We start from the raw sequence: 243 nt of genomic DNA on the forward strand, positions 1-243 counted from the left end.
GGTACCGGAGACGCGTTTAATGAGGGGTTCGGCGCTTTACGAGACCTTTGCTCGCGCACCCCTGGCTTTCGATGGAGGGGAAGGGACCTGGCGGGTCACCGACAAGGGCGAACGATATCTCGCCTTCGCCGGCGGCATCGCGGTGAATTCGCTGGCCCACAGCCTCCCGCTTCTGGTCGGGGCGCTCACCGGGCAGGCTGCCAAGCTCTGGCACGTCTCCACCCTCTATGAGATCCGGGAGCC

General features: G+C 65.4%; 1 pseudogene. It reads left to right on the forward strand.

The features are described 5' to 3' along the window. Positions 1 to 19: 19 nt before the first annotated feature. Positions 20 to 243: pseudogene (locus KVT37_RS32640) on the forward strand (acetylornithine transaminase); the annotation flags it as partial.

This window comes from Mesorhizobium sp. GbtcB19, from assembly GCF_019091085.1.
Classification (GTDB): domain Bacteria; phylum Pseudomonadota; class Alphaproteobacteria; order Rhizobiales; family Rhizobiaceae; genus Mesorhizobium.